The organism is Desulfuromonas sp. (genome assembly GCA_002869615.1).
Classification (GTDB): Bacteria; Desulfobacterota; Desulfuromonadia; order Desulfuromonadales; family UBA2294; genus BM707.
This window is the reverse complement of sequence record PKUH01000091.1, coordinates 18,441-44,771: the sequence shown is the minus strand read 5'-3', so window position 1 is coordinate 44,771 and position 26,331 is coordinate 18,441. Positions and strand designations below refer to the sequence as shown.

General features: G+C 51.0%; 26 protein-coding genes. 20 read left to right on the top strand and 6 right to left on the bottom strand.

Annotated features, from left to right (window positions below):
- Positions 1 to 115 precede the first annotated feature (115 nt).
- The 6 genes from C0623_08880 to C0623_08855 all read left to right on the top strand — a co-directional run bounded on the left by C0623_08880 (position 116) and on the right by C0623_08855 (position 5,989).
- Positions 116 to 562: a molecular chaperone gene (locus C0623_08880; GenBank protein ID PLX99604.1), complete on the top strand. Its 447-nt coding sequence runs from the start codon at positions 116 to 118 to the stop codon at positions 560 to 562.
- Positions 563 to 595: 33 nt separating this feature from the next.
- Positions 596 to 988, top strand: coding sequence for a hypothetical protein (locus C0623_08875; protein PLX99603.1), 393 nt, complete (start codon positions 596 to 598; stop codon positions 986 to 988).
- A gap of 74 nt (positions 989 to 1,062) precedes the next feature.
- Positions 1,063 to 3,690, top strand: coding sequence for an ATP-dependent chaperone ClpB (gene clpB / locus C0623_08870; protein ID PLX99602.1), 2,628 nt, complete (start codon positions 1,063 to 1,065; stop codon positions 3,688 to 3,690).
- A gap of 83 nt (positions 3,691 to 3,773) precedes the next feature.
- On the top strand, positions 3,774 to 4,049 hold the full coding sequence (locus C0623_08865) for a thioredoxin family protein (GenBank protein PLX99601.1): 276 nt from the start codon (positions 3,774 to 3,776) through the stop codon (positions 4,047 to 4,049).
- Between the two features lie 108 nt (positions 4,050 to 4,157).
- Positions 4,158 to 5,516, top strand: a complete 1,359-nt coding sequence (locus C0623_08860; protein PLX99600.1) for a hypothetical protein — start codon at positions 4,158 to 4,160, stop codon at positions 5,514 to 5,516.
- A 269-nt stretch (positions 5,517 to 5,785) separates the two neighbouring features.
- Positions 5,786 to 5,989 carry a hypothetical protein gene (locus tag C0623_08855; protein ID PLX99599.1) on the top strand — a complete coding sequence of 68 codons (204 nt, stop codon included), beginning with the start codon at positions 5,786 to 5,788 and terminating at the stop codon, positions 5,987 to 5,989.
- 143 nt (positions 5,990 to 6,132) lie between these two features.
- Here C0623_08855 and C0623_08850 read toward each other — a convergent pair whose 3' ends face one another.
- From C0623_08850 to C0623_08825, 6 genes are all read right to left on the bottom strand, one after another.
- Positions 6,133 to 9,033 (bottom strand): hypothetical protein, encoded by a 2,901-nt coding sequence (locus C0623_08850; protein ID PLX99598.1) that lies wholly within the window; start codon positions 9,031 to 9,033, stop codon positions 6,133 to 6,135.
- Positions 9,034 to 9,386: 353 nt separating this feature from the next.
- Positions 9,387 to 9,602: a hypothetical protein gene (locus tag C0623_08845; protein ID PLX99597.1), complete on the bottom strand. Its 216-nt coding sequence runs from the start codon at positions 9,600 to 9,602 to the stop codon at positions 9,387 to 9,389.
- Positions 9,603 to 9,624: 22 nt separating this feature from the next.
- Positions 9,625 to 9,837: a hypothetical protein gene (locus C0623_08840; GenBank protein PLX99596.1), complete on the bottom strand. Its 213-nt coding sequence runs from the start codon at positions 9,835 to 9,837 to the stop codon at positions 9,625 to 9,627.
- 185 nt (positions 9,838 to 10,022) lie between these two features.
- Positions 10,023 to 11,888: a hypothetical protein gene (locus C0623_08835; protein ID PLX99595.1), complete on the bottom strand. Its 1,866-nt coding sequence runs from the start codon at positions 11,886 to 11,888 to the stop codon at positions 10,023 to 10,025.
- A gap of 99 nt (positions 11,889 to 11,987) precedes the next feature.
- Complete coding sequence (locus C0623_08830) at positions 11,988 to 13,115, bottom strand: hypothetical protein (GenBank protein PLX99594.1); 1,128 nt, start codon at positions 13,113 to 13,115, stop codon at positions 11,988 to 11,990.
- Positions 13,116 to 13,118: 3 nt separating this feature from the next.
- A complete protein-coding gene (locus C0623_08825; protein ID PLX99593.1) occupies positions 13,119 to 13,694 on the bottom strand; it encodes a hypothetical protein in 576 nt (191 codons plus the stop codon).
- 210 nt (positions 13,695 to 13,904) lie between these two features.
- On the opposite strand from C0623_08825, the gene glmU reads away from it, so the two are divergent.
- The 14 genes from glmU to C0623_08755 all read left to right on the top strand — a co-directional run bounded on the left by glmU (position 13,905) and on the right by C0623_08755 (position 26,319).
- Positions 13,905 to 15,233: a bifunctional UDP-N-acetylglucosamine diphosphorylase/glucosamine-1-phosphate N-acetyltransferase GlmU gene (gene glmU / locus C0623_08820; GenBank protein PLX99592.1), complete on the top strand. Its 1,329-nt coding sequence runs from the start codon at positions 13,905 to 13,907 to the stop codon at positions 15,231 to 15,233.
- Between the two features lie 112 nt (positions 15,234 to 15,345).
- Positions 15,346 to 17,175 carry a glutamine--fructose-6-phosphate transaminase (isomerizing) gene (gene glmS / locus C0623_08815; GenBank protein PLX99591.1) on the top strand — a complete coding sequence of 610 codons (1,830 nt, stop codon included), beginning with the start codon at positions 15,346 to 15,348 and terminating at the stop codon, positions 17,173 to 17,175.
- Between the two features lie 242 nt (positions 17,176 to 17,417).
- Entirely contained in the window at positions 17,418 to 17,918 is a 501-nt protein-coding gene (locus C0623_08810) for a GNAT family N-acetyltransferase (protein ID PLX99673.1), read from the top strand.
- A 2-nt stretch (positions 17,919 to 17,920) separates the two neighbouring features.
- Positions 17,921 to 19,042: an acetylornithine deacetylase gene (locus C0623_08805; GenBank protein ID PLX99590.1), complete on the top strand. Its 1,122-nt coding sequence runs from the start codon at positions 17,921 to 17,923 to the stop codon at positions 19,040 to 19,042.
- Between the two features lie 242 nt (positions 19,043 to 19,284).
- Entirely contained in the window at positions 19,285 to 20,127 is an 843-nt protein-coding gene (locus C0623_08800) for a hypothetical protein (GenBank protein ID PLX99589.1), read from the top strand.
- A gap of 6 nt (positions 20,128 to 20,133) precedes the next feature.
- Positions 20,134 to 20,790 (top strand): hypothetical protein, encoded by a 657-nt coding sequence (locus tag C0623_08795; protein ID PLX99588.1) that lies wholly within the window; start codon positions 20,134 to 20,136, stop codon positions 20,788 to 20,790.
- A complete protein-coding gene (locus C0623_08790; GenBank protein ID PLX99587.1) occupies positions 20,780 to 21,730 on the top strand; it encodes an MCE family protein in 951 nt (316 codons plus the stop codon). The genes C0623_08795 and C0623_08790 overlap by 11 nt, the downstream gene beginning before the upstream one ends.
- On the top strand, positions 21,723 to 22,628 hold the full coding sequence (locus C0623_08785; protein ID PLX99586.1) for a hypothetical protein: 906 nt from the start codon (positions 21,723 to 21,725) through the stop codon (positions 22,626 to 22,628). The genes C0623_08790 and C0623_08785 overlap by 8 nt, the downstream gene beginning before the upstream one ends.
- Before the next feature lie 202 nt (positions 22,629 to 22,830).
- A complete protein-coding gene (locus C0623_08780) occupies positions 22,831 to 22,992 on the top strand; it encodes a hypothetical protein (protein PLX99672.1) in 162 nt (53 codons plus the stop codon).
- 232 nt (positions 22,993 to 23,224) lie between these two features.
- Entirely contained in the window at positions 23,225 to 24,040 is an 816-nt protein-coding gene (locus C0623_08775; GenBank protein ID PLX99585.1) for a ZIP family metal transporter, read from the top strand.
- Positions 24,041 to 24,056: 16 nt separating this feature from the next.
- Positions 24,057 to 24,449, top strand: coding sequence for a rhodanese (locus tag C0623_08770; GenBank protein PLX99671.1), 393 nt, complete (start codon positions 24,057 to 24,059; stop codon positions 24,447 to 24,449).
- 265 nt (positions 24,450 to 24,714) lie between these two features.
- Positions 24,715 to 24,915 carry a cold-shock protein gene (locus tag C0623_08765; GenBank protein PLX99584.1) on the top strand — a complete coding sequence of 67 codons (201 nt, stop codon included), beginning with the start codon at positions 24,715 to 24,717 and terminating at the stop codon, positions 24,913 to 24,915.
- 572 nt (positions 24,916 to 25,487) lie between these two features.
- A complete protein-coding gene (locus C0623_08760; GenBank protein ID PLX99583.1) occupies positions 25,488 to 25,916 on the top strand; it encodes a hypothetical protein in 429 nt (142 codons plus the stop codon).
- Positions 25,917 to 25,944: 28 nt separating this feature from the next.
- Entirely contained in the window at positions 25,945 to 26,319 is a 375-nt protein-coding gene (locus C0623_08755) for a DUF423 domain-containing protein (protein ID PLX99582.1), read from the top strand.
- Positions 26,320 to 26,331 lie beyond the last annotated feature (12 nt).

Below are 26,331 nucleotides of genomic sequence, written 5' to 3'. Positions count from 1 at the left end.
TCTCTATCTACCTGAATTTACGGATTATTCTTGTGAGAAGCAGTTGGCATGCCTTGTGATGTATACAGAGACAAAAGCGAAATTAAACAAACCATCACATCAAGGAGGTAACGTTATGACTAACTGGAATCTTTTTAGAGAAATGGACGTTTTGCGCAAGGAAATGGATGAGTTGTTCCGCGGCGTTGGCAGTAGCCCCTTGGAAACTGCTTTTTTGCCGGGGGTCGGAACTCAACGTTATCCTAAAATCAACCTGAGTGAAGATGCCGACAGCTACTATCTTGAGGCGTTGCTTCCCGGGGTTGAAGAGAAAGATATCGACCTGAGTGTTGCCGGCAATACCCTGACCCTTTCCGGTGAGCGGACTGAAGAAAAAAACGGCGATGGCCGAACCTGGCATCGACGTGAACGGGGCAGCGGCAAGTTCCTGCGGACCATCGAGCTTCCCTCTGATATCAATGGCAAAAAGGTTTCTGCCGAATACAGGAACGGTCTGCTGATCGTCACCATGGCCAAGGCTGAGTCGGCCAAGCCAAAAAAGATATCGATTGTCAGCCATTAAATGGAATTAAGGAAAAAGGAAAGGAGAAACATCATGAGTGAGAAATCAATGACCGTTCAAAATGAAAATAATGTTGTCAAGGAATCGACACGTGATCAGCAATATATCAACCCGGCTGTTGATATATTTGAAACCGAAGATGTCTTGACCCTGATTGCCGATATGCCGGGGGTAACCAAAGATCAACTTGAAATTGATATTGATCAGGGGATTTTAAGTATCGAGGCTGCTGCTGATCACGGCATAAAAGGAGAAGCCCTCTACCGTGAATTCCGCCCGAGTGGATACTATCGTCAATTTCGTCTGCTTGAAGACTTTGACGCGAGCAAGGCTGATGCCGAACTGAAGAATGGCGTGCTGACCTTGCGCCTGCCAAAAGCGGAAGCGGCCAAACCGAGAAAAATTGCGGTCAAATCGGTTCATTAAAGTAATAGAAAAAGGGCCGCCGGTCATTGCCAAGCGGCCCTTTTCTATTAGAATTAACATTAGAGAGGATTAACATGGACTTCAACAAGTTGACCCAGAAAAGCCAGGAAGCCTTTCAGAGCGCTCAGGAGATTTGTATGCGTCGCGGCCATCTTGAGGTTGATGGCGAACATCTGCTGTTGGCGCTCGTGCAGCAGGAAAACGGATTGATCCCGCGCCTGCTGCAGAAACTCGATGTCGATCCGACGGCCCTGGCCAAGCAGGTCGAACAGGCGCTCGACAAGATACCATCGGTTTCCGGTCCGGGTGTTGAGGCCGGTAAGATTTATGTCAGCCAACGCCTCAACCGACTGTTGATCGAGGCTCAGGAAGAGGCGAAGCAACTCAAGGATGAGTATGTCAGTGTCGAACACCTGCTGCTGGCGCTTGTTGACGAGGCCGGCAAAACGGTCTCCGGTCGCTTGTTGAAGGAACAGGCTGTCAGCAAGAATGTCCTGCTTAAAGCTCTGTCGGACGTTCGCGGGCATCAGCGGGTGACCAGCGCCGATCCTGAATCGACCTATGAAGCTCTTGAAAAATACGGACGTGATCTGGTCAATGAAGTGCGCAAAGGCAAGCTCGACCCGGTGATCGGCCGCGACGAGGAGATTCGCCGGGTTATCCGTATCCTTTCGCGAAAAACCAAGAACAACCCGGTGCTGATCGGTGAACCGGGGGTTGGTAAAACAGCCATCGTTGAAGGCCTGGCGCATCGGATTGTCCGTGGGGATGTGCCGGAAGGGCTGAAAAACAAGACCGTCTATGCCCTCGACATGGGGGCGCTGGTTGCCGGTGCCAAATACCGTGGCGAGTTTGAGGAGCGACTCAAGGCGGTTCTGAACGAGGTTCGTGAAAGTGATGGCCGGATTCTGCTCTTTATCGACGAACTTCACACGATTGTCGGCGCTGGCAAGGCGGAAGGCTCAATGGATGCCGGAAACATGCTCAAGCCGATGCTGGCCCGTGGAGAACTGCACTGTATCGGAGCGACGACTCTCGACGAATATCGCAAGTATATAGAAAAGGATGCGGCGCTGGAAAGACGCTTCCAGCCAGTGCTGGTCGATCAGCCAACGGTTGAGGATACGGTCAGTATTCTGCGCGGACTCAAGGAACGGTTCGAGGTCCATCACGGGGTGCGGATCCAGGATAGCGCCATCGTTTCGGCGGCGACGCTTTCGAACCGATATATCTCCGATCGCTTCCTGCCGGACAAGGCAATCGATCTGGTCGATGAGGCGTGCGCCATGATCCGGACCGAGATCGACTCGATGCCGCAGGAGCTTGATGGCGCCACCCGGCGCATTATGCAGCTTGAGATCGAAGAGGCGGCGCTGAAAAAAGAGAAGGATCGGGCGAGTAAACAGCGGCTTGAGACCTTACGCAAGGAGTTGGCCGATCTCCGGGCCGATACCGATGTATTGAAGACGCAATGGGAAAACGAGAAGAAATCAATCAGGAAACTCCAGGATCTGCGGGAAGAGATCGAGCAGGTTCGCCAGGAGATCGAAATCGCCGAACGTGATTATGATCTCAACCGGGCTGCTGAACTCAAACACGGTCGCCTGCCGCAGCTTGAACAGCAACTGCACGATTCCGAAGAGAGTGAGGATATCGAAAAGGCGACCAGGCTGGTCCGTGAAGAAGTGAGCGAGGATGAGATCGCTGAAATCATCTCCCGCTGGACCGGCATTCCGGTCAGTCGTCTGGTCGAGGGCGAACGGGAGAAGCTACTCAAACTCGATACCATCCTGCATCAACGGGTTATCGGGCAGGACGAGGCGGTGCAGCTGGTTGCCGATGCCGTGATCCGGGCCCGCGCCGGCATCAAGGATCCGAAGCGGCCGATCGGTTCGTTTATCTTCCTTGGTCCGACCGGTGTTGGCAAAACCGAACTGGCGCGGACACTGGCCGAATCATTGTTTGACTCTGAGGAGAACATGGTCCGGATCGACATGTCGGAATATATGGAAAAACATGCGGTCAGTCGCCTGATCGGGGCCCCTCCCGGCTACGTCGGTTTTGAGGAAGGCGGACAGTTGACCGAAGCTGTTCGGCGCAAGCCGTATTCGGTGATCCTGTTTGACGAAATCGAAAAAGCGCATCCCGAAGTGTTTAACGTGCTTTTACAGATTCTTGATGACGGCAGAGTGACCGACGCCCAGGGGCGAACCGTCGATTTTAAAAACACGGTGATCATCATGACCTCGAACATCGGCTCCGAATTCCTTCACGAAGGAATCGGCGATGATGGCAATATCAAGGAGGGTGCTCGCATCAGTGTAATGAATGGTCTGCGCAATCACTTTCGACCTGAATTCCTCAACCGGGTTGACGATGTCGTCTTGTTCAAGCCGCTGTCACGCCAGGAGATTGTCAACATTGTCGATCTTCAGGTTAGGGAACTGTCTGCCCGGCTGAAGCATCAGCAGCTCAAGCTGGAGTTGAGCAGTGAAGCAAAAAGATTCATCGCCGAAGCGGCTTACGATCCGGTCTATGGGGCCCGTCCCCTCAAACGCTATATTCAACATCAGCTCGAAACCCGGATTGGCCGCGCCATTGTTGCCGGCGAGGTCGCAGAGGGGGCAGTGGTCCGGGTTGTGGTTGACCAGGATGAACTGTCAGTCAGAATAGAAAACAGTCCCGAACGTGCGGCTGTTTGAAAAAAGGTGCAAATATCAGGAAAATGAGGTAAAATATTACCGAAAAGGTAATAAATCTTCTGGAGGCAGAACAGGAGAGAACCATGCGTATTGATATTATTTGCCGACCTGATAGCAATCAAAAATGCTATCTGGCTCTGAACAATGTTCGGACAGCGTTGGAAGCATTATCGATTGAAGCGGAAGTTCATCTCTATCGGGATCGAAAAAAAATGATTGATAACCGGGTTTATGTCACCCCGGCTGTGCTGATCGATGACGATCTGCGAATTTCTGGCCGCGTGCCGGAAGTCGTAGAGATCTGTGAAATGATCCGGGCCCGGCCGCATTACCGGCAGCGCCTTAAAGACGTCGCCTGAATCGATTCATAAATCGATACTTAAGCCCCCTTGCAAGGGGGCTTTACTTTTTCCTTCGGGTCGGTTAACTTCCTAGTACACTCCAAGCCAGATAGACCGTATTGAACTATGTCGAAAATTCTCCTTGTTGATGATGTCGAACTATTCCTCGAGCTTGAAAAATCACTGCTTGTTGAACTCGGGCATGAGATTTTTACGGCGATGTCAGGGGAAGAAGTTCTCGAGCGGATCGATTCGATTTCGCCGGACCTGATTCTGCTTGATCTCTATATGAGCGGCATCGACGGCGATGAAGTCTGTCGACGTCTGCGTAAAACTGCAAAGTGGAAAGCTCTGCCGATTGTTATGGTTACCGCCGCCGGACGGCGTAATGAAGTTGAAAAATGCCTGCAGTCCGGCTGCGATGATTATGTCACCAAACCTGTCAGCAAGCAGGAACTGATTGAAAAGGTTCAACGCCTCCTCGGCAAGGTCAAGGCCCGCAAAGCGCCGCGCGAGACAGTTGGCTTGCCGGTTCACCTTGAATGCGAAGCCTGGTCGGGCACCGTCTGGGCCCGCGATATCTCCCGCAACGGCATCTTCCTCGAAACAACCATCGAATTCAAAATTAATGATATCGTCAACGTCACCCTTGATCTTCCAGGTGACCGGCAGATGCTTCTGATCGGCAAGGTTGCCCGGCTGGCGACCGAGGATGAAGGGGGCTGCGGAATTTATATCGTTCATCATGAACCCGAGGGTGAGCCCTTTGCGACAGTTGTCGATGCGGTGACCGGTTCGTCCGGCAGCGGACCAGTCGAAATGCGGGATGAGTTAAAGAAGCTGCAGGATCAGAAGCAACGCCTGGAGTCCGACGGCGAGCATCTGCGCACCCGGATACGAGAGCTCGAAGAGGAGAACCTCGAATTTGCCAACCAGCTGGTTAAGATAGAGGATGTCAATAACAACCTGACCAATCTCTATGTTGCTTCGTCCCGCCTGCACTCGGTTCTGAACCAGGATCAGGTGGTCGCTATCATCAAGGAAATTATCATCAACTTTGTCGGCGCGGAAAAATTTGCATTACTCATGCGGCCGAAAGATACGGCCGGGCTCGATTTTTTGACCGGCGAAGGGTTCGACGAAGAAGAGTTCCCGCAGAATATAACGATTGAAGAGAATGAAATCTTCAGGAAGGTAATTGAGGAGAAGGATATTTACCTGATTGCCGGGTCGGTGATCGAGGGGTCGGATGATCCGCTCAAGCCGCTGGCCGCGATCCCCCTGGTTATCCATGGTGAAGTGACCGGCCTGCTGGTCATCTACCGGCTTCTGGTGCAAAAAGAAAAATTCGAAGCGATTGACTACCAGCTTTTTTCGATGATGGCCGAGCATGCGGCGACCGCCATTTTCTCTTCCAGCCTGTACGAGGAGTCGGAGCGGAAACGTGAAACCTACCGCGGCGTGATGGATCTGCTGCTTAAATAGAATTATCAGACATTGTGCAACAGACGGAGTCAGTTGAGACTGATCCCGTCTGTTGTTTTTCTGCCTTAAAAATCCTTAGTTGATCTAAGAAAAAGTTGCGAGAGGGTATATCCCCTAGGTCAGTATAGTTGTCGGGCAACTTGCGAAACTCATCGTCCGAGATGGCCGAAAGGTTTGATTCGGCACGCCGCCTGGTCGCATCTGTGCGGCTTCTGTAGTTTCAGCTTCTTCAAAACCTGGATGTTAATTTACTTGTTACTGATTATGATATGCCGAAAATGAATGGCATAGAGCTAGTGAAAACTGTTCGCCAAATGAAGGGGAAGAACTTTCTTCCGATCCTTCTGCTTTCATCAAATAAGGATGATAAACATAAAAAAGAAGCGAAGGGTCTGGGGGTCGCCGGATGGCTGGATAAGGTTTCTGATATGCAGAAATTGCCGAAGATGGTCAGACTGTTAATAGGCGCTTGATCCATGATGTTCAAAGTCTGGCTGCACCGGTTTTTCCCTACTCTACGTTCAGGAATTTTTGAACTGAAAAACTGACGATATGCAGGGGTTTCTCATGTAATTCTGCAATTTAAAAATGTCAAAAACATCCTGGCAGTGGTGGCTTATGAGAGAGGCTCTTTGGCAGGAAGGCATATCTTCATTTTTGTAAATTCACCTTCAATACTTTCTATATCGAAAACACCGTGATGCATGTTAACGATTTCGGAGACTATGGACAGGCCCAACCCGGAACCATCGACTGACGGTTTGGTTGTGTAAAAAGCATCTTTTGCCTTGGACAAGGTCTCCTGATTCATTCCGATACCGTTATCAAAAACTTCTACGCAAACAATCTCTTTGCCATCTTTTATTGCAGATGAACAAATGATCTTGATAGTTTTATCGTCCTTGATGTGCTCTTTAACTTTAAGTGCATAACAAGCGTTTTCCAGGAAATTAATGATGATTTGGATGAGATTCTGAGAATTCGCCTTGACTTCCGGCAACCCGTCGGGAATCTCGGTTTCCAAGATAATGTCTTGATTCTTGATTTTACTAGAGCTCAGAGTCAAGGCACTTTCAATGACTTCTTTGATTTGCACCTCTTGCATTTCTTTACGACTATCCTTGGAATAATGCAGTAAGTTTTTTGTGATTTTAGCTATACGGGCACCTTCGATTTCTATTCTTTTTGCCAGATCTATAACGTCATCGTTATTGCCCGCCTTCGATTTAATCAGGGCGGCACAGTTAATCACCCCGTTCACCGGGTTGTTGATTTCGTGTGCCACACCCGCAACGATCGTTCCTAATGCGACAAGTTGTGATGAACGTCTTTGCTCTTCCATCATCTTTTTATGCTCGGTAACATCATGAAAGAAACCAAGCAACACTTCCTGATCTTTCAAATGCAGCTTTGAAGCAACAATTTCAACATCCAAAATCCGGCCATCTTTGGTAGCCAACTGATCTTCCAGGGCCTTCCCATCCATGTCGGACTTGTGTGCCTCAAAGTTTTCAGAGTGTTCACCCTCACCGGGTTTCGCATGATGGAATTTTGATTGATGTTGGCCTATGATCTCTTCATAAGAGAAGCCGACAAGTTCCGAAAATTGTTTATTGCACGCTAGAATCTCGCCGCTTTCTGCATCAGCAACGGCAGTTGGATGAGGAGAACCTTCAAATAAAACGCGATAGTATTCTCTTTGGTCCTCTAAAGAATCCTGAACTCTTTTGCGGTCAATCAAGATTTGAACATTATCTAAAAAAGCCTTGAGCTGATCTATGTCATCCTGGGTATAGTCACCATCCTTGTTCGCTGTCGCAGCGACGGCGACAACTTTTCCGGAACTGAGTACTGGAATAGACAAAACTCTTTCCAGGGCAACATGCCCCTCAGGCGTTCCTGTTTTAAACTCACACTCTTGCTGATAATCATTTAAAACAAAAGGCTTCTTTGTACGAACCGCATTACCCCATATTCCGGATTGATCAATAGGAAATTTAATCGGTTGATTATGGATTTCACAGTCCTGCATGGCTTCATTCGACCAACTGTAAATGGTCATCACCTCTTCGTCCTGATCCAGGAAACCATAAAAACCGTAAGGGCTATAAGTCATCTTGACTATTTCTTGAAGCACGTTGTTGCAAATTTTTTGAAAGCTTTCACTGGTCAGCTTTGAAATATTCCACAAAGACTCTAGTCGACTTCTGGTTTGCTCCAATGCAATTTCCAGTTGTTTTTCTTTGTCGATTTTTTCTATTGAACCAATATAAAGAGGCGTGGATTCTTCAGTGCCAATAAGCTTGGTCGCATTCACACTGGCCCAAAACAGATGTCCGTCCCTGTGGATGCATTGCTTCTCGATTTTATAGCTTGACGTGACCCCTTCGGCCAAGTCCTTGAAAAGCCTTGCTTCCTCCTCGTGAAATTCCGGTGATGTTAAGTCAGCGAATGTTAATTGAGTCATTTCTTGTGATGAATAGCCGATTATGTCGGTGAAAGACTGATTGATTTTCAGGAATTTCCCACTGTCGTCACATAAGGCCATACCGATTGACAACTCATTAAAAATACGGCGGAAACGCTCTTCACTGAGCCGTGACTCTTTTTCGGCATTTTTGCGATCAGTAATCTCCTGAAATGCGGCGACAAAATGATCTGGTTGATACTGGTAAGCAACACAATCATACCAACGGTCATTATGTTGAAGGTATTGTTCAAAACGGATAGTCTTTCCTTCTCTGGCAACCTCTCCGAAGGTACCGATCCAGTCAAACGGGTCTTTTTCAATTCCGGGGAATGCCTCCGTGACCGTTTTGCCGCGTGGATCGACACCGGTAAGTTCCAGGTATTGCTCGTTTGCATCAATAAAGTAATAATCAACTGCTTTGCCGGTCTCATCATAGATCATGGAATGATAGGCAACGCCAATGGGACCATTTTCGAATAACGCTTTGAATTTCCACTCTGCTTCACGTAAGTGCTTTTCTGTTTTCTCTCGCTGCTTGAGAGACCATCCTTGTTCGGCGATCAGCCGGGTCATACTATGGATAAAATACAAATCTGTTCTGATTTTTTCTTCAGGTATAATCGGGACTTTACGCATGGCGGACAGATACGACTCTTCATCAAAGCCATACTTTCGCGCTTGATTTATAAAGTATTCTTCATCGGCCGGCTCTGTGAAAAGTTGCCCGACAAAAACATTACCCAGATGTTCGTGATCGATAACAATCGGCATGGCCGCGTCAATGAGCCCCATTGGGCAACGGTAGACAGCTAGGGCATCACCGTCATTAAGCTTGTTTTCAATATATCGATCACTATCTTTGCACTGTTTTTCAATGGCGGGATTTAATCTATGGAATTGGGTACAAATGTCCTGCCAGGACGTAGCGGTGAGAATGTTGCCTTGTTTGTCAATAATAGCAGAAGGAACTTTCTGGATTTCCTCCAGGCTGGCAAGAATGTCATTTAGTCTGGAGACATCAAGTATTTCTTTAAGAGAAAAAGACATCTGCCGACCCCCATCAAAAACTGTTCTTAATATGCAGGTATTTTATTTGTCAGAATATTCAAAAAAATTGAATCTGCCAATCCCGCCAAAACCTGCCACGGGCCAACAAATTGACACACCTTACGGTTGGTTCAAATCGTCAAAATAAAAAACCACACTGATTCCAGAGTGGTTTTAACAATCGTGCAAGCCCTCTGGCTCCAGATTCTTACAAACATACATAAATAAGTAGTGGCATTGTACTTGAAATAAAAAGAACGGTCAAACAGGGGATTTTATTTCCATAAACCTTCAACCTGGAAGGGCTGGAGCTTCTGCTGGTCGTGACTTGTAAGAACTGAGCCCTCCCTGAATTATTCAACTCCAGGGCTATTATCATCCAGGGCATTACGGGTTATAGCGGCGAGTTGATTTATGTCGATCGGTTTCATGCAGAATTCCCGGATACCGATTCTTTTTAATTCTTCTTTTGAAACCTTATTCGAGTCGCCACTGCAGAGAATAACCGGGATATCCGGCCTGATTTTCAACAGTTCTTCGGCCAAAGCCGATCCAGTCATCTCGGGCATCGTCTGGTCAGTAATAACCAGATCAAAATTCTCCGGTTTTGGTCACGATCATGTACTCGTAGATTTCAGGCACTTTACCCTGGAGAAGGTTATCCCACTGCTCGGTAAAGTAGAGGTTTCGATACAATTCTGAGCTTCCCGAGCGTGCCATATCTGTACTTGTCAGCTTGGCATTTTCTTCAGCCAATTCTTTTACTTTGAGCTCAAGCTCTTCGTAAGAGAGTTTGTCTTTCATTGAGAATCTCCTGAATACCCTCTATTTCATAGCTACATCTGGATAAAATAAAAAACAATAGAAAGCGCAGTATTTTGATCTTAAAAGACGGTCAAGTTAATGGTTGCCTTACTCGATTTCTGCTAATTCTAACCTGAGGCTGAAAGACCGCAGGGGCTCTAGCCCTGTGTTGTGGCAATTTTTATTCAGTCAACCGGCAAGAGTAATCCTTCGGCAACTGCAAAACTGACGATCTCTTCGCCGGCCTTTTGCGAAACGGCACCGGAAAAAATCTCCTCGGGGGTTCGGGCCCCATCACAATTTTCGAGCAGGGTCAGAAAATCCTCTTCAAGGGACTCGCAGAAGACATCGTCACCCCGTCGATAAAAAAGTGCGGTCGAACCGACCGGCCGGAACAGTTCGGAAAACTCCTCAAGATCGATCTCTTCCATTTCCAGCAAATCGACTATTTCGTAGGTAAAGGGCACCAGGCGAAGATGCGGCGAGCGCACCCAGATCTGGTGCCAGCAGTCACTGCTGGCAAGTTCTTCCGCTGGCGGCAGCAACTCATGCTCAAGCAGGGTTTCAGCGTAATGGAAATGGTAGCGGATCAGGTCGAGTGCAGCCGGAAACAACGCTTCGCGCCGATTGCGCATCAGTAAAAACTGGACGTAACCTTCCTGCATCGGCAGGATCTCTTCCGGGAGCCAGCTTTCGATATCGGTCAGGACCGAGCGATATATCCCCTGGTGCAACAACATCCAGTCGGCAAAGCCCTCGAGGAACGGAACCGGTTCCTTCCCGGTGATGTCAAGGATGGCACTAAAGAAGCCGACGGATCGGCCGAGATTGTAGAACAGGTTGGTCGCCGCGGCCAGAAGAGTCGCTTTTTCCAGCATATCCGGCGTCCAGGTTTCGCTGCTGCTGATCTCGTATGGCGGGGTGCTGGCGGCAAGCAGGTCGAAATCGTTCTTGTGTTGATAGAGCGGGGTCCCGGGCAGAACCGACAGCGGGAAAATATCGACCTGGTTCGGCTGCAGTGACAGGGCCGATTCAAGAGAGCTGCGGAACCCCGAAAGGTCATCGGTCGGCAGGCCGTAAATCAGGTCGACGCCGAATGTGACGCCGGCTTCAGACAGTATCTGCAGCCGTTCGAGGCAGAGATCGATATTGATTGCGCGGTGGATAGCCCGCAGCACCTGCGGATGGAAAGACTGCAAGCCGATCTGGATCGAACAGGGGAGTAACGCCAGCATCTGGATCATTTCTTCGTCGAGATAGTCGGCCTTGGCTTCGAGATGAAAATGGATATCGGGAACGGTTCCGGCTAGCAGCTGCAGCAGCTCCTTGCCCCGTTCTGGCGGGAAGTTGAAAGTTGAATCAAGAACCCAGATCCGGGCAACCCCGACCTTGTGGAAGAGTTCGAGTTCGGCGGCGAGCCTTGCGTACGGTAGTTTCTCGACCGTTTTGCTGCCGCGGCTGTCAAAACAGTAACTGCAGTCGAACCGGCAGCCGCGAGCCACTTCCCAGAGCAGCCCGCTGCCGGCTTGTGGTGTAAGGGTTCCGGTCAGCCATGGTGATTGCAAAGATTCCGGATCAGATGGCGCCCGATCCGGACCATCGACGATCTCGTGACCCTGCGGGCGGGATAATCCGGGGATCAGGCCGATGGTTTTTTTCTCGGCCAACTGGTCAACCAGTTCGACAAAGGTCGCTTCCCCTTCACCGCGGATTGCTGCATCGAGCTTCCCCTCGCGGATGACACCATGCGGATCGGCGGTCACTTCCGGTCCGCCGGCAATGACAGGAAGAGACGGTGCCTGTTGCTTTATCGTCTGACTGACTCCGAGCATGATGGAGCGGTTCCAGGTGTAAAGAGGCATCACGACGAGATCCGGCTTCGATTTCAGGATAGCCCGGATCATCCGTTCGGGCGGGTCGGAAGGGAAAAAATCGAGCAGGATGCATTCGAAATTGCGGCGATTGTGCAGCATCGCCGCCAGGCTGGCGGCGGCCAGCGGGGTTGCCTGGTGCGATTTTCGGACGTGCAATGTCGGGAAAACAATCTTCATGTTCACTCAGCCTTGCCGCTACGAGGTAGTTTGAACCTGAAAACAGAATCTGCAGGCGGCGCTGGCGCCAGCCGCACATCCAATTCGTACACTTCTACACTATAGCTCAATATCTACCGGTGGCGGACTATCTAGTCTTTCTGTCGATATTTTTACACCCTTTTTCCGGAAAATCGGCTCCAACTCGGCAAAACGGCTGCGCAGCTGGCTCAGGGTTGTCGTGTAGCCGTAGGCCATGATGTGGTTTCTGGCGTCCATGCTCATCGGGTTCTGGAAAAAAAGCATCGTTTCATCCCGTCCCGGTTCGAACAGGACTATTTCGACCTTGGGGTATTTGGCCCGGTAGTTTTCGACGGCGCTGGCGATATTCTCTTTCGCTTCAATGCGCCGGGACTGTTCCCAGGAGAAATTGAGGCCGAGGTCTGAAATACTTGAACAGCGCCCGTACGAGAGGTCAGGCAGGCACGCTTTCTCCGGGTCGTTGTCAATCGGAACACGCGGATTGATGACAATGATCAGTTCGGCGCCCTGCCTGATGGCGATGTCGAGATGTAAAACCTTACCGCTTGAGCCATCGATATAGTAGCTGTCGCCAATCTGGTATGGCCGGAAGAAGTAGGGGATTGCACAGGATGCGGTAATCGCCTGGCAGACATGAATGTCCCGGTGCCCCTCGCTGCCGAAAATCACCCGCTCACCCCGATCAAGGTCATAGGCAGGGATGAACAGCTCGGATTTCAAATCGTCAAAATGATCACGTACATTTTCCTGACGAAAAGCGTCGCAGAGGTATTTTTGCAGGGGATCGAGAGAAAACAGGCCGGCCGGGAATTGCTCCTGCAAAATATAGATAAAATCGTGCAGATTGAATCCCCATTTCTGTTTGCGGTGGTGCCGGATAATTTTAAACAGATTGCCGAACAGTTCGAAGCTGGCCATGACCGAGCTTTTGAAATCGAACGTATAGATATCCTGGCGTCGCCAGTTGAAAACCCGGCGTTCGTTTCGGGCAATGGTTTCGTACAGATCGGATGGGCGGATACGGTTGGCGACCAGGGTCGCTATGATCGAGCCGGCGCTGATGCCGAGATAGGTGTTAAAACGGTTGATGCTGAAGCTGCCGGAAAACATTTTATCGAGAGCTGTGAGCGTCCCGATTTCATAGGCCGCGCCCATAATACCGCCGCCGGCGAGGACAAGAGCTGTTTTCCGCTGCTTGCGGGTCATTGTCTATTTTTTTGCTTTCACCACGATGCGGGGTTTACCGTCCCGGGTTTCAACCTTGAAGGCGACCGGCCGATCGCCGAACTTTTCCCTGATCTTTGATTTTTGTTTTTCGAGCATCGACGCAACCTGTTGTTTGTCCGGAGCCTTGCCGCCGATATTGCAGCTTCTGCGGGCCGCCATCAGGTCATTGTACACCGAGTCAACCTGATTGCCGTCTGAAGAAGTTGTGCCGGGGTTGGTGCTTTCAGGTTTCACCTGGTTTTTGGTGCCGACAGGTTTCATCACCTGGCTGGCATTCCGGTGATATTTCCCCTCATCCATGAGCTTGAGGATCCGCTCCCAGTAGCTGTTGTAGCTATGGAATCGGGTTGCCAGGCCCTGATACTTGAAGCGGAGGTCGGTCTGCATGATTCGCCGGTTGGCAAATTGCCGAATCCGTTTGGTCAGATCCTCCCGGTCCTTCATCGGTTCTCTTTTCTCGATGCCAGAGAAATACTGCTCATAGGCGATTTCGAGCATTTTCATCTGATGCTCAATATCCTCGAGCTCGCGGCTGATCCGTTTTCTGTCGTCTTGCATTCTTCTTCCTCCGTGGATGAACTATACTTTACTTGAGAATACATTTTTTTGCAAAAATATTTCCGGGGTCAAGTAGCTGTAAACAGGCTTATTTCTTGACTGTTCAGGCTCCTTTGGCAATAATGGCGGCCGTAAAAGGAAGAGGAGGCTTTTTTGACAGAGAGCAGACAAATCGCAGCCGTTATCCTGGCCGCCGGGCAGGGGACACGTATGAAATCGACCTGCCCGAAGGTCCTGCATCAAATTTCAGGCAAACCTCTGGTTGCCTGGCCGGCCGAACTGAGTGAAACGCTCGGTTGTCATTCGACCTTACTTGTCGTCGGCCATGGCGCCGCAGAGGTTCAGTCGACGCTTGGCGATCATCGCTATAGCTATGTATTGCAGTCTGAACAACTCGGCACGGGACACGCACTCCTCTGTGCCCGCGAGGCCCTCGTCGGTTTTTCCGGGACCCTGCTGCTGTTGTGCGGCGATGTGCCGCTTCTGCAGCAAGAGACTCTCGAAGCCATGCTTGAAATGCACGCCGCCACAAAAGCTTCGGTGACTCTGTTGACAGCGGTTGTCGACGACCCGACCGGTTATGGTCGGATTGTCCGCGACGACGACGGTCGGGTCACGGCAATTGTCGAGCAGAAAGATGCAACGGCCGATCAGCTTTCGATCACTGAAATCAATGCCGGTATCTATGCCTTCGAAGCACCCTGGGTTTTCGAGGCGCTGTTGTCGGTCGGCAACAATAATGCCCAGAACGAGTATTATCTGACCGATATTGTCGAGGCCGCGAACCACCAGGGGCGAACCGTGGGCGCCATGATTGTCGATGCAGAGGAAGTGATGGGAATCAATGACCGGAGCCAGCTGGCCGAGGCGGCGGCGGTGATGCGCCAGCGCATCAATGAGCAGCTGATGCACGATGGCGTGACCCTTATTGATCCGGACAACAGTTACATCGACGCCGATGTGAAGATCGGCCCCGACAGCATTGTTTATCCCAACGTCCACCTGCGCGGGACGACCGTGATCGGGTCCGGGTGTACGATTGAGCCGGGCGTGGTGATGACCGATTGCCAGGTTGGCGACAATGTCCATATCAAGCCGGGCTCGGTCCTCGCCGAATCAAAAATCGGCAACGGGTCGGCTATCGGTCCGATGGCGCATCTGCGCCCCGGAACCGTTCTCGCCGGCGGCAACAAGATCGGGAATTTTGTCGAAACCAAGAAGGCCAACCTCGATACCGGCTCGCAGGCGAGCCATCTGACCTATATCGGCGATGCCGAGGTCGGGAAAAACGTCAATTTCGGCTGCGGGACCATTACCTGCAACTACGATGGCGTCAACAAGCATATCACCGAGATCGGTGATGACGTTTTCGTCGGCAGCGACGTCCAGTTTATCGCCCCGGTCAAGATCGGCAGCAACAGCCTGATCGGCGCCGGTTCAACCATCACCAAGGATGTGCCGGATGGTGCCCTGGCGATTGCCCGCAGCCTGCAGAAGAACATCGAGGGCTGGGTGAAGAAGAATAAAAAGAAAAAATGATAGTAGGCAGTATTCAGTAGTCAGTATTCAGTAGGTAGAAAAATAATGTATTCCGTTTCTTCTGATGACTGTCGACTGTATACTGACTTCTATTTTACGGAGAAAAATGTTTATGTGCGGAATTGTCGGATATATTGGCTCGCAGGAAGCGTCACCGATCATTTTTGCCGGTCTGCAGCGGCTTGAGTACCGCGGCTACGATTCAGCCGGCATCGCGACTCTGGACAATGGTGAAATCGCTATTCGTCGGGCCGAGGGGAAGCTGGTCAATCTCGATGCGGTGTTGCGCGACCGGCCTCTTTCAGGCTCGCTCGGGATCGGCCATACCCGCTGGGCAACCCACGGCCGGCCGTCGGAGACCAACGCTCATCCGCACAAGGCGAGCAAGTATGTTGTCGTTCACAATGGCATTATCGAGAACTATCTCGACCTGAAAGAGCGGCTGAGAGGACTCGGCCACCATTTCAGTTCCGATACCGATACCGAGATCATCGCTCACCTGATCGAACAGTATGGCAAGGAGGGGTGTGATTTCGAGGCGGCGGTGCGCAATGCCCTGCAGGACGTGCGCGGTGCATACGCGGTTGCCGTTGTCTGCGCCGATGAACCGGGCAAGATGGTTGCCGCCAAGCTCGGCTCGCCGCTGGTTGTCGGCCAGGGCGAAGGGGAATACTTTGTCGCTTCCGATATTCCGGCGATGCTCTCCCATACCCGCGAGATGATTTTCCTCGAAGATGGCGAAATGGTCGTTTTCTCCCGGAGTGGCATGCAGATCACCACCCTGGAGGGGAATCTTGTCGAGCGTCCGGCCAAGACCATTACCTGGTCGCCGCTGATGGCCGAGAAGGGGGGGTACAAGCACTTCATGCTCAAGGAGATCCATGAGCAACCGCGGGCAATTGCCGATACCATTGCCGGGCGGGTGCAGGAGGATGAAAGTGCGATCTATCTCGAGGACTTGAATCTTGCAGATGATGCGCTCAAGAAGTTTGAGAAAATATTCCTGGTTGCCTGCGGCACCTCCTGGCACGCCGCCCTGGTCGGCAAATTCATGATCGAACAGCACTGCCGGGTTCCGGTGGAGGTCGATATCGCCAGCGAGTTCCGCTACCGCAACCCGATCGTCAATGACAAAACCCTGACTATTGTCGTCAGCCAGTCGGGCGAAACCGCCGACACCCTCGCCGCCCTGCGCGAAGCCCGCGGCAAGGGGGGCAAGGTCATCTGTGTCTGCAATGTCGTCGAATCGTCGATCGCTCGCGAAAGTGACGGCATCATCTATACCCACGCCGGCCCGGAAATCGGTGTAGCCTCGACCAAGGCCTTTACTACCCAGCTCGTCGCCCTGTTTTTGTTCACGCTGCACCTCGGTCGCGTCCGCGGCATTATCACCGTTGACAACTGTCGGGACCTTGTCAACGAGCTGCTGACCCTGCCGCGCCTGATTGAACAGGTACTCACGCTTGACGGGGCGATTGAGGAGATGGCCAAAGATTATTTCCATGCCGCTGATTTTCTCTACCTCGGTCGCGGCAACCAGTATCCGGTGGCGCTCGAGGGGGCGCTCAAACTCAAGGAAATTTCCTACATCCATGCCGAGGGTTATCCGGCCGGTGAAATGAAACACGGCCCGATCGCCCTGATTGATGAACAGCTTCCGGTTGTTGTTGTCGTTCCGGAGAATGAAACGGCCGGCAAGGTTGTCTCCAACATGGAAGAGGTCCGGGCGCGCGGCGGCAAGGTTATTGCCGTGACGACCTCCGGTTTCAATGCGGTGATTGATCAGGCCGACGCCGTCATCGAGATCCCGCAGCTTACTGATGAACTGATGCCGGTTCTGGCTTCGATTCCGTTACAGCTGCTCGCTTACCATATCGCCGTATTCAAGGGGACCGACGTTGATCAGCCACGCAACCTGGCAAAGTCGGTGACCGTGGAATAAGTATCCTCTGTCATTAAATCTGAACGCGCACTGCTTTTAGATGTAACCTTTTTAGATGTAACCTTTTTAGATGTAACCTGAAGACGCCTGGAACCATGCCACGGAATCGAACAAGACGGGTTTCTGAAAAGGCAGGAATGGTTTCCGTATAAATGCGACCGTTCCTTTGGCAAATGCCGAAGACGATGGTTTTGCCAGGGCGGCAAAATATCCTGTTCATCATTTCATAAACGATGGGTGCTATGACAAAAAGCAAAGCGAGAGATGAACTATTAATTCGTGACATGACCATTGACGATTTGGCGGCTGTCTTCCATCTCGGCGAGCTGCTTTTCACCGCCGACTATTCTCCCAGCATGTATCGCACCTGGGATGAATACGAGATCACCACCCTGTTCAACTCCGACAGCGAACTCTGCATCGTTGCCGAACTGAATGATGAAATCGTCGGTTTTGCGCTTGGAACCACCGTTGAGAAACAGCACTCCTCCTGGAAATATGGCTATCTCGTCTGGATCGGGACGCGACCCGGGCTGCAGAAGGCCGGCGTCGGCAAGGCGCTGTTCAAGGAAATCAAGGAACGGATGGTCGAGCAGGGAGTCCGCATGGTGATCATCGATACCGATGCCGACAACAAGGCCGGGATCAATTTTTTCAAGAAACAGGGCTTTGATAATATCCAGAAACATGTCTACATGACCCTCAACCTTTCCCGCTCGCGCAAAAAAAAGAAAAAGGCCTGAGCATGAGCAATCGTCTGGAAGCTGTCTGGCAAGCGATCGATCCACAACGCCTGCGGCAAACTCTGATGGAGGCAATCGATATCTACTCTCCTTCCGGAAAGGAGGAGGATATCCAGATTTACTTCGAACAGCGTCTCGCTCCGGCCGGGATTGAGGTTCGGCGCCAGGTGGTCGAAGATGAACGCTTCAATCTGGTCGCAACCATGGGTGAGGGGGCGCCGGAACTCTACCTGGTCGGGCATGTCGATACGGTCGCCGCCTGGGATATCGATGAGTATGCAGCGGTAGAAGAGTGGGGTGTGGTCCGCGGCCTGGGCAGCGCCGACATGAAGGGAGGCTGTGCGGCAATGGTGGAAACCTGGCTCGCGCTGGCCACTCTGCCCGAGGAGCAGCGCCCTTCGCTCGGCCTGTTGCTGGTTGTCGGCGAGGAAGAGAACGGTGATGGCAGCATCCGCTTCCTTGAGGAGTGCTGCCCCGGGCGGGTCATCATCGGCGAACCAACCGCCATGCTTCCGGCCTTCAGCCACTTCGGCTACATGGAGATATCGCTGGCCACCCAGGGCCGGCGCATCCACTCGTCGCTTCCCGAACTGGGGCACAATGCGATTGAAGCGATGCTGCGAGTTCTCCTGCAGCTTCAGAACGCTCCGATGTTTGATCGGGAGACGTCAAAGCTGGTTTACTCGATCCGCGAAATGAGTTCGTCGCGCGCCGGTTTTGTCGTACCTGATCGATGCGATGCAATGATTGACCTGCACCTCTCACCCGAAGTCGATCCGGGCCTGATCCGCCAGGAGCTCGAAAAACACCTGGTCAAGGCGCGCCGATCAATCAAGGGGCTCGATCTGGAACTTGACTTTTCCTACGAATCAGGCGGTTATCAACTCGACCTGGATGAGAAAATCATCGCCATTTTTGAAGATGTCTATCAGCGGCTCAATCTGCCGTTGGAGTTCGTACCGTTCCGTTCTCACTCGGACGGGAACCTGTTTTACGAAGCCGGGAGCAAACCGCTTATTCTTGGCCCCGGTTCACTGGAAACAGCCCATACCGCCGACGAACAGACCAGCCTGGCCGAGGTAGAGGCGGCGGCACGGGTCTATGCCGCCTTGGCCATGGGTTAACGGCTACGGCGCCTTTTCTTTTCGTTTATAGCTGACATGAGGCTGTGACTGTCGAGATTCTTTTCTTATTATTTCTTTTGGAAAAATTAAATAGCGCCATCGTCATAAGAGGCATTAAGCTTGTCATGTTTATGTTAAAAAAAAGGTGTTCTCATGCGTCGAATCTCTTTCCTGATCTGATCTCTGAACCATTTTTTGCTTTTCATTGATGTATTGTTTTGGCTACTCTGGGAAAATCGAGTATGGATGTGCTCATAGTTTTCTCTCTGGACCAGAGTTTTCCCCGGATTGGTTTTCTTATGCAGCGCCTGATTTTTTTGCTTGGACAATGGGGCCTCCAGCAGGCAGCCCTGCTTAATGACCTCATGGTCCTTTCATTTTCAACATTCAAAACCCTGCCGTTACTTGTGGGGAGGCACCATAGCGTCTCCCGCCGGATTGTTTGGAAACAAGTCTATTTTACGGGCTACGAGTCGCTGAAAATTATCGTGCCCACGGCATTATTTCTCGGAACGGCGATTATCGTTCAAGTCAAGGGATTGCTCGGTAGTACCAACATTACCATGATCGGCAAAATACTTATCTGGACGATCTTGCGTGAACTGGGACCTTTATTGACCGCCATTATTATTGTCGCGCGCAGTGGTGCTGCGGTGACTGCCGAACTTGGAACGATGGAAGTGAATCGGGAAATCAAGTCCCTTGAAGTCATGGGGATTGATCCCCATGAATATCTTTTCCTGCCGCGACTGCTTGCTTTTTCGTTATCCTGCATGGTGTTGACGATCTATTTTGAAATTGTCGCTATTCTCGGTGGCTTCTTTGTCGCCAATCTTTTCATGAATGTTCCGTTTGAATCCTTCTCGCAAGGTTTGTATTCCGCGTTGAGGTTTCAAGATGTTGCTGTCAGCCTGATGAAGGGTTTATTGTTTGGCGGATTGATGAGTCTGATCTGTATTCAGCAGGGTATGTCCGTAGGGAGGGTATCAACCATGATACCGCGAGCGTCTTCGCGCGGTGTCATTTATAGTTTATTCGCAATTTTTTTTCTGAATGGGGTCATCAGCCTGGCGGCATTTTATTAAACTTAAATGGCAATAATTTCTTTCGAAAATATTGGCCTCGGCTCGATCACTCTCAACTTCAAGCTTGAAGAAGGAATGAGCCTTGCGTTGTCCGGTGTTGAGGAGGTCGGCACTCAAAAAGTCCTCGATACAATACTCGGGTTCTCTCTTCCCGTTTCAGGGCAACTTCTTGTCACCGGTGAAGACTCATCCCGGTTTTCACAAAAACAGTGGCGGCAGTTTCGGGGAACAGTTGGAGTTGTATCGGAAAGCTTCGGCCTGGTGGCGAACCTCAAGGTATGGGAAAATGTTTTGCTGCCGGTCTCGTTTCATTCGGGAATCAGCTCGATTGATGAGCAAAAAGAGGTGGTTGCAAAAGCCCTCGATTTGTCCGGTTTTGGCGGAGACCCGTTGGCTGCAGCAGGTGCTTTATCTCGCTTTGAACGGAAGCAGGTGCTGCTGGCCAGAGCTTTTGCGATTCGCCCCGTACTGATGATTTATGATCATTATCTGAACGGACATTCGTATAACGAAAAGCAGGATCTCATTCGTACTGCGAATCATTACGTCACACAAAACGCAGACATCTCCTGCCTGTATTTTGTCGATGACGCAGAAGGTATAGCGGCACTCGATCATTTGCATGCCTTTGTAGAGAATCAGGAGGGAAACTATGTACGCTGAGTCCGATCGCCGTTTTCAAAACCTGGAAATGAAGGTTGGTGTATTCCTTGCCCTGTCTCTAATCGGGTTAATTGTTGTTCTGATCTACCTGGGTTTTGAAAATGACGTTTTTACAAGTCGGTATAAACTGGTGTTTACGGTAGACCGGGGTACGGGGTTTTCGGTCGGAATGCCGGTGAAATTGTCAGGCTTTCGTATCGGCAGAATAGACGATATCCGCCTCAACGATGATGCGAGGGTCGATATCAGCATGGATATTGATCGTGAATATAGTCGCTGGATTCGTCAGGATTCAGTTGCCAGGTTGGGTACGGAAGGCCTGGTGGGCGATGCCATTCTCGAAGTGACCGCCGGCAGCAAAAACTCGCCGGAGTTAATTGATGGCGATCGTATTCACTTTGAACCTTCGAAATCACTCGAGCAACATGTCAGCGATATTGCTGAAAAAATTCAACCTGTTTTGCTCGAAGTCAGGGATATTATCGGATACATTGATGATCCGGCTGGCGACTTCAAGCAGTCTTTGCAGAACATCAACAATCTGACGGGGGAGCTCCGGGGTACGCGTGGACGTGTCGATAATCTTCTGGATGCAACGTCCACCGATATTGCGGCACTCCTCAGGCAGGCCGACCATACGTTCAACTCCCTTGATCAAACCTTGAAGCGGGTCGACACCATTCTCGGTTCTGCCGAAGGTGATGTGCCGCAAATTCTTGAAAAGGTCAACACGACACTCGGTAATCTCGAGAAAATATCGACTGATCTGCGCTCGGCCTCGGACAAGGTGGTGCCCCGCTTGCCGGGTATCGTCGAGAGGGCCGACAAGGCCATCGACGGGGCAGGGACGTTGGTTGATTCAGCCAACAATATGTGGTTGTTCAGTTCCGATGCACCGGCACCTGAACCTCAGATTTTCAAGAGTGACAGTCATGATTAATCGCATATCTTCCATCATCCTGATTTTGTTTCTTGCCGGTTGTGCTGGCGGACAGGCGATTAAAACCCCACCGCATGAACAAGCCGCACTCGATGTCCATCTGCGTGGTACCCGTCAACTGCAATCGGGAGAACTCGAAGCTGCCCGAATGAACCTTGTTGCAGCGTATAAACTGTTTGCTGCTGTTGAACATCGCGTCGGAAGTAGCGCAACACTGATCAATCTCGCTTCGCTGGAAAGACGTTCCGGGAATTATCGGGAATCAGCGCTCTACCTTTCGCAAGCAGATAGCCTTGCCGTAACCACGCACCAGGGGCAAATAGCCTATGAACAGGCCCTGCTTGCGTTGGCGTCAACGGATCTTGCCAGCGCAGAGCGCTCCGCCCGGGAGGTCCTGAATGCGGATCCATCACTGAGGGGAGCAGCGCACAATCTCATTGCCAGAATTCACTTTATTTCTCAAGACTATGAAGTGGCACGCAAGCATGTCGATCAGGCTTTGAATACTCTGCCTGATGCTGATCTGCAGGAGCGTGCCAACGCTTATCGGTTGCGCGGCAAGATCGATCAGGTGCAAGCAATTCATGATGCCGGCGTGTCTTTTCTCGAAAAAGCGTTAAAGATGGACCAGCAGCTAAAGCGGGCCGATAAAATTGCCCTTGACCTGAAGTTGTTGGCCGACAGTCATCGAGCCCTCGAAAACTGGAAAAAGGAGTTGAACTACTTGCGGCGGCTTTATCTTGTTGAGATGAATTCGGGAGAAAACGAAAAAGGGTCAGCCACACTTGAGCTCATGGCCACACGCCTTGAGGCTCGTGGACTCGAAGAGCAAGCAAACGAACTGCGCACAAATGCTGTTACCTTCAATAAACTTGGTGTTATGCCAACGCTTTGGTGATAGTTCTGAACCTGGAAATCATTCATGTCTGCCATGATGCTTTTGCCATTCTTGAAATTGCATGAGAGATAAGAAGCACCCCCGATCCGAAGATTAAGGGAAGTGTCTTGTGAATAACAAATCCTCCGGGACCGTTTTGATTCATCTCGAAAAAGGGGTCGATGTCCCTTACGATCAGATTGCTCCGGAAACGCTGCGGAATATGATCAAGGAGTTTGTGACCAGAGATGGTGCGGATTGGGGGGATCCCGGTGGCGCTCTCGACGATAAGATTGCTCAGGTTCTCACGCAACTTAAAAACAACCAGGTTAAAGTTGTCTTTGACCTGGAATCAGAGACGGCGAATATTGTACCCTGCCTCTAACCTGTCGCCCCCCCCCCAAGATATATTTGAGTTTCGTTGAGGGCCAACTATACTGACAAAAGCGCTGTTATGTTATCCATGGACTTGCCGACGACTTATTGAAAGCCTGGATCCGATTGCCCAACAATATTTGACGGAGACAAGAATCATTTCCTGTGGGTCATTCTGACCGTTTTTGCTATACTGGCCCGGACTTTTTTGAACCGGCCATTCTCAGTGGAGGACCTTTCTAATGTGGGATGCTTTTCTGGAATTACATCCGGTTGTCCAGGCGTTGTTGGCAACTCTGTTCACCTGGGGGATGACCGCCGCCGGGGCTGCTCTGGTTTTCCTGAAAAAAGATTTGAAGCCGAAGTATCTCGACGCAACGCTTGGCTTTGCTGCCGGCGTGATGATCGCTGCAAGTTTCTGGTCTTTGCTCAATCCCGGGATCGAGATGGCTGAACAGATGGGGCAGATCCCATGGTTAACTGCTGTGATTGGGTTTATGGCGGGGGGGATTTTTATGCGCCTCATTGATATCTTCCTGCCACATCTGCATCCGGGCCTGAAAATTGATCAGAAGGAAGGGGTCAAGACCTCCTGGCAACGGAGCACTCTTTTGGTTCTGGCGATCACCCTGCACAATTTTCCGGAAGGTCTGGCCGTCGGTGTCGCCTTCGGGGCAGTTGCTGCCGGACTCCCTTCAGCCACAATCGGTGCTGCTATTGCCCTGGCGATCGGCATCGGTATTCAGAACTTTCCGGAAGGATCAGCCGTGTCGATGCCGCTGCGGCGGGAAGGTATGGGCCGCGGCAAAAGTTTCATGCTCGGCCAGGCCTCCGGCATTGTCGAGCCGATTGCCGGAGTCATCGGCGCCATGTTTGTTCTCGTTATGCAGCCGATCCTGCCCTATGCCCTCTGTTTTGCCGCCGGAGCGATGATTTTTGTTGTCGTTGAGGAGTTGATTCCTGAGTCGCAACGGATACAGGCAAATATTGATTTTGTGACGATGTCGACGATGGTCGGTTTCTCAGTTATGATGCTGCTTGATGTGGCCCTGGGATAGGGGAGATACTATGAAACTGAAAAAGGGTTACAAGGATCTGGTGGCGGCAGCCGAGGCGGAGGTTGAAACGCTCTCTATCGAGCAAGCTCTGGCTCTGCACGGATCGGATGATGTCCTCTTCATTGATCTGCGTGATGTTCGCGAGCTCTGGCACGATGGCAAGATAGCGGGGGCCAGGCATGTGCCGCGCGGCATGCTCGAATTCTGGATCGATCCGGAGAGCCCCTACCATAAGCCCCTTTTCACCGAAGATAAAAAATTCATTTTCTACTGCAACCTTGGCTGGCGTTCGGCTCTGGCCGCCCAGGTTTCACGGCAGATGGGGTTGAAGAATGTCTGTCACATCGATGGTGGCTTCGATAGCTGGACCAGGGCCGGCGGGGCGGTTGAAGAAGTCGAAAAGAGGTAGCCTTCCAAAGGCCGCTTATCAAGAAGCGGCCTGGTGTTTAGAAAAACTTTCGTAGAATCAATATTTTTCTTGCTTTCTATGGAGTGTTTCGTGTTAGAGTGCTGACTTAACAACTTGTGTCAGTGTTCAAATGTTTCGTTTTTAGACAATGTGTCATTAAAAAACAGGCTGCGCAGACAAGAAGTTTGCACAGCTTTTTTATTTGAATATTTGAAGATTGCACAAAAAGAAAATGTCTCTGTAGAGACAAAAAAGGATTAAGAAAATGGCTGAAGGTACAATCAAGTGGTTCAATGACAGCAAGGGTTTCGGTTTCATCGAGCAGGACAGCGGTCCGGACGTATTCGTTAACTTCTCCGCTATCCAGGGTGACGGATTCAAGTCCCTCTCCGAAGGCGAGCGCGTCACTTTCGACGTGACTGACGGTCCGAAAGGTCCGCAGGCTGCCAACGTGGTGAAGCAGTAATTTATTGCTGAAACCATAAAATGAGTACGAAAAGAGCCCGGCGCCAAAACGCCGGGCTCTTTTTTATTTCGCCGGGCGATTGACGTATCCTGTATACTAGGATCATGGAAAAGTGCCTGCCGAAAAAGAAGCATCCCTGCAGGGATTGTGTTGATTGTCTCTGGTGCGCTGACACTCGTTGCCGCCTGTGTCTGAAGACGGCCTGTCATGAGAAGTTGTCATTCCGTGAGCAGATCGAATTATACGAGGCAATCAACAGCAAGCCTGAGCAAAAGAAATAGTGCTATCCACAGTGAAAGGCCCGCCACAGACTGCGCGGGCCTTCTTTTATTATAGGTATTGTCCCTGTCACGGGGTCTGGCCGGTCCTCAATGACCACCGGCGTGTCATCCAACTACTCAACTGATCAGAATCTGTTTCGATAAATGACCTCCTTGTTGAGAGTTAACGTAAACGGCAACGTTGCTTACTAGTATTATACCGAAGAAATCGGAAAATTCCTCCCGGACGTTAACTTTATCGATGCAATCTGTTACGATGAGAAAATTTTTCAGGAACCAAGAGGAGGATTCATGACCCCGTTGGACAAGGCGCTCAAAACGCTGCACGAAGACCCCGAAAATGTTGACAATCGAAACCATTTTTACAGCCTGTTTCTCCAGACAAGTTTTTATGTCCCGACCTTTGATCAGGAGAGCGGAGATATCAACAAGGGGGAGGGCGAAGTTGAAGACCCCGAAAAAGCGCTGCCCCTGATCATGGAGGCGGAGGGCAATAATTTCATGATGCTTTTTGATCATGAGGATCGGGTGGTTGACTGGGCGGAAGAGGGTGTCAAGTGTGTCACTCTTCCCGGTTACGTCGCGGTTGCCATGGCAACCAAGGATCTTCACCTGGCGATTAATGTCGGGACCGATTATGCCAAGCAGTTTGTGCCGGAAGAGATTGCCTGGCTCAAGTCGGTTGTCGAGAAAAGCAAGCTGGCCGATGCAAATGATTGATTGCAGCCTCGACTGAACGGGAGGGATCATGAAGTTTTTTGTCGTATTCGGTAGTCTCAGCGCTTTTTTCGGGGTCGCGCTGGGAGCGTTTGGCGCGCATGGCCTGAAAGCACGGGTGTCACCGGAAATGCTGGCAACCTGGAACACCGGTGTCCACTATCATTTGATTCATGCTCTCGGGTTGCTGCTGATCGGCATTCTCTGCCAGATGCTGCCTGATGTTGCCCTGATCCGGGTCTCGGGATGGTTCATCATTGTCGGCACTCTACTTTTTTCCGGTTCTCTTTACCTGCTCGTCTTGTCGAATGTCCGCGCCCTCGGAATGATCACACCGCTCGGCGGAATTGCCTTTCTCGTCGGCTGGGCCCTGCTTGCTGCCGCTATCTGGCAGAAAGCCTCCTAGGATGTTAGCTGG